This window comes from Pseudomonas sp. YL2, from assembly GCF_023063025.1.
GTDB classification, from domain to species: domain Bacteria; phylum Pseudomonadota; class Gammaproteobacteria; order Pseudomonadales; family Pseudomonadaceae; genus Aquipseudomonas; species Aquipseudomonas putida_A.
This window is the reverse complement of sequence record NZ_JAJSLU010000028.1, coordinates 35,614-42,335: the sequence shown is the minus strand read 5'-3', so window position 1 is coordinate 42,335 and position 6,722 is coordinate 35,614. Positions and strand designations below refer to the sequence as shown.

Annotated in this window: 4 protein-coding genes, 2 tRNA genes and 1 pseudogene; 1 reads left to right on the top strand and 6 read right to left on the bottom strand. The window is 60.2% G+C overall.

Annotation, left to right across the window (positions count from 1 at the left end; translation table 11 throughout):
- Positions 1–174 precede the first annotated feature (174 nt).
- Both LVD08_RS27145 and LVD08_RS27140 read right to left on the bottom strand, forming a co-directional pair.
- A tRNA-Gly gene (locus tag LVD08_RS27145) sits at positions 175–250 on the bottom strand.
- A gap of 3 nt (positions 251–253) precedes the next feature.
- Positions 254–329, bottom strand: a tRNA-Glu gene (locus LVD08_RS27140).
- A gap of 384 nt (positions 330–713) precedes the next feature.
- Between LVD08_RS27140 and LVD08_RS27135 the strand changes: the two genes are divergently transcribed.
- The gene (locus LVD08_RS27135) at positions 714–1,472 is read left to right on the top strand and encodes a hypothetical protein (RefSeq protein WP_171061878.1); all 759 of its coding nucleotides are present in this window, start codon (positions 714–716) and stop codon (positions 1,470–1,472) included.
- Between the two features lie 663 nt (positions 1,473–2,135).
- On the opposite strand, the gene LVD08_RS28385 is transcribed toward LVD08_RS27135, so the two are convergent.
- From LVD08_RS28385 to LVD08_RS27120, 4 genes and pseudogenes are all read right to left on the bottom strand, one after another.
- Positions 2,136–2,840, bottom strand: coding sequence for a methyl-accepting chemotaxis protein (locus LVD08_RS28385; RefSeq protein ID WP_371917869.1), 705 nt, complete (start codon positions 2,838–2,840; stop codon positions 2,136–2,138).
- 204 nt (positions 2,841–3,044) lie between these two features.
- Positions 3,045–3,098 (bottom strand): annotated as a pseudogene (locus tag LVD08_RS28380) (hypothetical protein); the annotation flags it as partial.
- A 1,113-nt stretch (positions 3,099–4,211) separates the two neighbouring features.
- Positions 4,212–5,564: an aminotransferase-like domain-containing protein gene (locus LVD08_RS27125; protein WP_247269702.1), complete on the bottom strand. Its 1,353-nt coding sequence runs from the start codon at positions 5,562–5,564 to the stop codon at positions 4,212–4,214.
- Between the two features lie 191 nt (positions 5,565–5,755).
- A complete protein-coding gene (locus LVD08_RS27120) occupies positions 5,756–6,517 on the bottom strand; it encodes an SDR family oxidoreductase (RefSeq protein WP_027612323.1) in 762 nt (253 codons plus the stop codon).
- Positions 6,518–6,722 lie beyond the last annotated feature (205 nt).

Here is a 6,722-nt window from a genome sequence, read left to right as displayed (position 1 = left end):
CCCCTAGGGGACTCGAACCCCTGTTACCGCCGTGAAAGGGCGGTGTCCTAGGCCACTAGACGAAGGGGACACGCTACCCGGAACACATGGTGTGTGTTTCGGTGTCCAGACCCGCATCCGAAGACTTGGTTCTGGTTTCACTCAGCACCGCCCTAGAGCAGTGCTGTTTAAAATTGGAGCGGGAAACGAGACTCGAACTCGCGACCCCGACCTTGGCAAGGTCGTGCTCTACCAACTGAGCTATTCCCGCAAATGGCGTCCCCTAGGGGACTCGAACCCCTGTTACCGCCGTGAAAGGGCGGTGTCCTAGGCCACTAGACGAAGGGGACACGCTACAACATTCACTCCCTGCCGCGTTTCGCTGTGTGCTTTACGCTGCAAGTGGCGCGCATTCTATGGATGGTTTGAGAGGTCGTCAACCCCCGAATATAAATTTATTTAAATCAATGACTTCGACCTGCTTTACGGGAGCATTCGGGCTTTTCCGTCGCCCGACGATTGACGCCTATATTCTGCCACCCGCCAAGGCGTTATAGTCCGCAACACAATGATGGCAATCTGCGCACCTTGCGCCAGCATTCATATAAGCAGTGTGCAGCCGATATAGACAGAAGCTGCTGAATCAACTCGTCGAGCGGCGCTGGGCGCCTGAATGTCCAGCCACTACACTCGCATGCGAACCCTATAAAGAGGTCTTACCGGTGACACCACTCATGATCACCCTGCTAGTCATAGCCGGGATCGCAATTCTGATCGCCATTGGCTACATGAACCATGTGGTGGAAAACAACAAACTGGAGAAGGCCCGCACCAAAGTCGAACTCAACGACCGCCTGCGCCGCTGCGGCGAGCTGACCGAAACCTTCCCCGGCCAGTTCATGACCCCGGCACTCAAGCTGCTGCTGACCCGTCTGGAGCTGAACGTCTGCCAGCGCCTGCTGAACCTGGAAAAAACCAGCGCCACGACCAAGGCACGGATCACCGAACTCAGCGCACTGGTGGCCCAAGGCGAATCGATCCCGGTCAACAACCCGCCGGCACCGATCCTGACCGAAGCCAAAGCCAAGGACGTCCGCTTCCTGCTCGAAGCCCTGCACGGCCAGATCACCCGCGCCGCCCATGACGGCTTCCTGCCACCGAACGAAGCCAAACACTGGATCAAGGAAGTCCGCCACATCCTGGTCCTGCTGCACATCGAATTCTTCAACAACCTCGGCCAACAATCCCTGCAGCAAAACCAACCCGGCCAGGCCCGCCTCGCCTTCGAACGCGGCGTGCAATACCTGCGCAAACAGCAAGACCCGCAGATGTACTCGGAACAACTGCAATACCTGGAAAAACTCCTGGCCCGTGCCAATGCCCAGGTCATGGACAAGATTGCTCCGGTTGAAGGCGAAGTCAACCAGTTGACCGAAGGCCTCAAAGAAGTCGAAGCCGATGCGGACTGGAAAAAGAAAGTGATCTACGACTGATGGTCGAGAGTTAAGAGAAGCCACCGAGAGGTGGCTTTTTTGTGGGTGATGGGCTGACTGCCATGCGAACATTCAGTTAGAGATTGGTTGGCAGTAAGGCCGCCTTCGCGAGCAAGCCCGCTCCCACAGTGGGCATGAGTTTATTCAGTTGGAGACTGGTCGGCTGTCAGGCCGCCATCGCTGGCAAGCCAGCTCCCACAGTGGGATAGGGTGAGTGAGTTAGAAAACTGGTCGGCTGTCAGGCCGCCTTCGCGAGCAGGCTCACTCCTACAGAAGAGCGAGATAGTGCACCGCCTCGCTCTTCACCACTCAAATGGCCGAGTGTCAGCTCGCCGAAAGCTCTTGATCTTGCCGTGCCGGCCCCGTCGGCAGGCTGAGTGGAGGGGTTCATCCGGGGGTGGGAGCGCAGCGACCGTTTGGCGCAGCCAAACACATCGAGAGCAGGTGCAGCGAAGCAAACCGGAGGCGATGCGCCCGGATGAATCCCGGAGCGAAGGAACCCGAGCCTAAGCGAGGGCCGAACGCCGGGGCCAAGCCTTTTGCTTACTTTTCGGCGTCTGGAAAAGTGAGCCGCTGTAAGAGCGGAACCATAAGAAGCCGTTACCGCAGCAACGGATATTCACCCAAAACCCCAAGAACCTGGTCGGCCCAGAGGCCGCCAAGTCAAAGCCGAAAATGCCCAACCATCCCCTTGAGCTCCCCTCCCAACCGCGCCAGCTCAACACTCGAAACCGCATTCCCCCGCATCGCCATCGAAGACTGATCCGCACTCGCACGAATACTCGTCACACTGCGATTGATCTCCTCAGCCACCGAACTCTGCTCCTCGGCCGCCGCCGCAATCTGCTGATTCATCTGCTGAATCAACGAAACCGCCGCCGCAATACTGCCCAGCGCACTCTCGGTCTGCAGCGCATCACTGACCGCCAGCTTCACCAATTCACCACTGCTCTGAATCTGCTGCACCGACGAATGTGCCGCCGAACGCAACGCACTGACCAGCCGCTCGATCTCCTCGGTGGATTGTTGTGTACGCCGCGCCAACGCGCGAACCTCATCAGCCACCACCGCAAAGCCCCTGCCCTGTTCCCCGGCCCGCGCCGCCTCGATCGCGGCGTTGAGCGCCAGCAGATTGGTCTGCTCGGCAACGCTCTTGATCACATCCAGCACCGTACCGATGTTCTGGATCTGCGCACTGAGGCTTTCGATGCTCGAACTGGCTGATGTCGCCGAATCCGCCAGTTGCTCGATCCGCACCATGCTCTGGCGCACCACCTGCTGCCCGCTCTCGACCTTGGCATCCGCCGTTTGTGCGGCCAGCGCGGCCTCCTCGGCGTTACGTGCCACATCATGCACGGTGGCGGTCATCTGGTTCATGGCCGTGGCCACTTGCTCGGTCTCTTCCTTCTGGCTGTTGACCTCAAGGTTGGTCTGCTCGGTTACCGCCGACAGCGATTGCGCGGAACTGGCCAACTGCTCGATGCCCGCCTGCAAACCGCTGACGATCGTGCTCAGCCCAGTGCCCATCTGCTGCATTGCCAGCATCAGTTGCCCGATCTCATCACGCCGGGTGACCTCCACCCTCGCACTCAAATCCCCCGCCGCAATCTGTTGCGCCACCCGCATCACACTGCGCAACGGCGCGACAATCAACCGGGTGATGACCCACGCGGCAATCAGCCCGACCAGCAATGCCAGCGCCGAAGAACCGATGATCAACACCGAGTTTTTCTTCAATTCCGCCTGCATCGCGCCGTCCTCGGCGCCATACGCCTGATCCACGCACTCCATCACCTGCGCCGCACGCTGGTGCAACTGTTCGTAGACGGTTTTTTCCTGGGCCAGCAGGCCGGTGTACTCGGCGAGCTTGTCGTTGAAACCGGCGATGTGCCCGGACACTTCATTGAGTACCGTCAGATAGCCCTCATCCTTGACCGTGGTCTTCAACTGCTCGGCCTGAGCCTGCGCCTGGGCGGCCTGCTCGATATTGCCCTTGCCGGCACTCTCGGCATCGCCCTTGCGGCTCTGATCCAGACGAACCCGCGCCTCGTTCATCGCCTGCAACATCAGCCGCGACACCTGGCTGACCTGGCTGGCCTGTTCGATGAACTGTGCGCCGTCCTTGCCTTCGGTGTCCTTCAAGGTATACGCGCCATCATCGGCCAGACCGGCCTGCAATACGTCCAGGTTATTGGCCACGCTGGACACCGACCAACTGGCCATTTCCAGCGCCAGATCCTTGGCCTGGGTCAGCGAGACAAACTCATCGAAAGCCTTGCGATAAGCGCCCAATGCCTGTTCGACATCGCTCATCACCGCCACGTTGGCCGGGGATTGCGCCTTGAGTTGCGCGGCCTGGGCCAGCAAACCGTCTACGCCTTCGTGCAAGGCATCGACGGTTTTCGGGTTGCTGTGCAGCGCATAGTCCTGCTCCAGCAGCCGCACCTTGAGCAGTGCACTGTTGAGCGACGACATCTGCTTCAGCCCATCGAAGCGCTGACTGATGGTCTGCAGGGACCAGACACCAATGGCAGCCACCAGCGCAGTCAACAGCAGCACCAGCACGAACCCGATACCCAGTTTCTTCGCCATACCGAGGTTGGCAAAACGTCCTTGCACGGCGGAAATCATTGCGCGAAGCCCCCTGCCAAAGTCTGTTGCCGAAGATTCGCAACGGCCATGGAGCAGCACAAGTCTCTGGCGACGGAATAATGGCAAAAAGCTACGCACGCGTCGTTTTCAGAACGCTTGAGGTCGATTCACACCGGTACTGCGAAAAAACTGCCGGGCCCTGGGATCACAGGCATAGGCCACGTTGATCCGCTGCCACTCACTGGGTTCGCCACTCGGACTGAAGGCCCCCGGGTCGCAAAGGCTGACACCATTGCACTGCGCCTGACTGTGCAAGCGGCCAGTATCGCCCAGCGGGGCACGGGCCCAGATGAACAGGCCGCCACACGGCTTACCGAAAACCTCCCAGTCGGCGTCCTCCAGCGCCTGCAACGCGGCGACCCGATCGGTATTCAACCGTTGACGCTGGCGCTGGACCATTTTGCGATAGGCGCCATTGGCCAGAAGAGTGGTCAGCACCGCCTCATTGAAACTCGAAGCGCCCATGCTACTGATCATCTTGATTCGCCCCAGCCGCGCAATCAGCGCTGGCTCGGCGTACACAAACCCGACGCGCAGCGAGCTGCTCAGTGTCTTGGAAAAGCTGCCGACATAGATCACTCGCTCATCGAGTGCCGCCAGGCGTGTGCCATTGCCATTGTGCAGGTCGGCGTAGACATCGTCCTCGATCACTCGCACATCGTGAGCGTTGCACAACCGCAGGATCTGTTGGGCAACGCCAAGTGTCAGGCAAGAGCCGGTGGGATTGTGGTGGTGACTGTTGATGAAGATCGCGACCGGCCGGAACTGCCGCAACAGTGCTTCCAGCGCCTGGGGATCCGGCCCGCTCGGCGTGCGGCGCACTTCCAGCAACTGCACGCCGTACAGGCGCAACAGCTCGAACAGCGGCGCATAGCCCGGGGTTTCGACGACAACGCAGTCACCGGCCTTCAACAATGCGCGCGCGAGCAGATCAAGCGCCTGGCTCGCACCGGAGGTCGTCAGCACCTGTTCATCCAGAGCCTCGACGCCGATCAGCCTGAGGCGTTTGACGATCTGCTCGCGTAACGCCGGCAGCCCCAGCGGGCTGCTGTAATTGAACAGACTCGCCATGTCGGTACGGGCCACCTGACGGATCGCATAACTCAGGTCGTCGGATTCACGCCAGCTCTGCGGCAAGCCTCCCTCGCCGAGTTTCAACCCGCCGTGTGCCTGCCCGCAGTCAATCCCGATCACCCCACGGCCCTGCGCGGCCACCATGAACCCGGCGCCCTGACGCGGGGCCAGAACGCCTTGCGCCACCAGCCGTTCGCAGGCTTCGGCCACACACGACTGACTCAGCAGATTGGAGCGCGCAATCTGCCTGACGGAGGGCAAGCGCGTGCTCGGCGCCACACCGCTTCGCGAGATCCACTCAGTCATGCCATCAACAATCTGCTGTACGACCGGCACCATTGCCTGTCGGTCAATTCTCAATTCCATGAGCACGCAAACTCCTGTCCATTTTGCTGTCGGCAGTAAATCACAGCCGCGTCGCTCAGGCTGTGCGACAACGCCGTCAAAAGCAGCCGTTCTAACCGTTTGATACACATTGTTTAGCGGTTTAACGGAGCTGGCGCCCAGTAACAGGAAAACCCGCACTGAGGCGGGTTCCAGAGTGTAGCCACTCGGCGTCAGAAAGCCGTGACGCCGCCATCCACGGCCAAGGAATGACCGGTGGTAAACGCCGCGCCATCGCTGCACAGATACAGCACGGCGCTGGCGATTTCCTCGACCTTGCCGATGCGCCCCACCGGGTGCATCGCGTTGGCGAATTCGCCTTTCTTCGGGTCAGCCTCGTAAGCGCGACGGAACATGTCGGTGTCGATCACCGCCGGGCACACGGCGTTGACGCGGATTTTCTTCTTCGCGTATTCGATCGCCGCCGACTTGGTCAGGCCGATCACCGCGTGTTTCGACGCTGCATAAATGCTCATCTTCGGCGCCGCGCCAAGGCCCGCCACCGACGCGGTGTTGACGATCGCCCCGCCGCCCTGAGCGAGCAACAACGGCAACTGGTACTTCATGCACAACCACACACCTTTGACGTTGACGCCCATGATCGCGTCGAACTCGTCCATCGAGCCGTCGGCCAGTTTGCCTTGCTCGATTTCGATCCCGGCATTGTTGAAGGCGTAGTCCAGGCGACCGTAGGTATTGATCACCTCGTCCATCAGATTCTTCACTTCGCTTTCGACGGTAACGTTGCAGCGTACGAAGGTCGCTTCGCCGCCGGCTGTACGAATCAGCGCCACGGTGCCTTCGCCCCCTGCCGTGTCCAGGTCGGCCACCACCACTTTCAAACCTTCGGCGGCGAACGCCTGGGCGGTCGCCCGGCCGATACCGTTGGCCGCTCCGGTGACTACGACCACTTGGCCGGAAAACGTCATGCTCATTGTTATGTCCTCGAAGGGAAAGATGCAGGAGGGATATGCAGACTCGCAGCATAGTCACCGGGGCCCGTCCCGAGTCAGCACTATCAGAAGGCTGTTTATGCCTTCATCCGTCGCAGTGATAAAAGCCTGTGGTTCACTATCACTGCACTGGATCATTGCGCATTCGCCACATCAGCCGACCTTGCAGCATTGGCCTCGAGGGTCT

Excerpts from the sequence above, each read along its gene's own strand:
- LVD08_RS27135 (WP_171061878.1), top strand. The coding sequence starts at position 714 with ATGATCACCCTGCTAGTCATAGCCGGGATCGCAATTCTGATCGCCATT.
- LVD08_RS28385 (WP_371917869.1), bottom strand. The coding sequence starts at position 2,840 with ATGACCGCCACCGTGCATGATGTGGCACGTAACGCCGAGGAGGCCGCG.
- LVD08_RS27125 (WP_247269702.1), bottom strand. The coding sequence starts at position 5,564 with ATGGAATTGAGAATTGACCGACAGGCAATGGTGCCGGTCGTACAGCAG.
- LVD08_RS27120 (WP_027612323.1), bottom strand. The coding sequence starts at position 6,517 with ATGAGCATGACGTTTTCCGGCCAAGTGGTCGTAGTCACCGGAGCGGCC.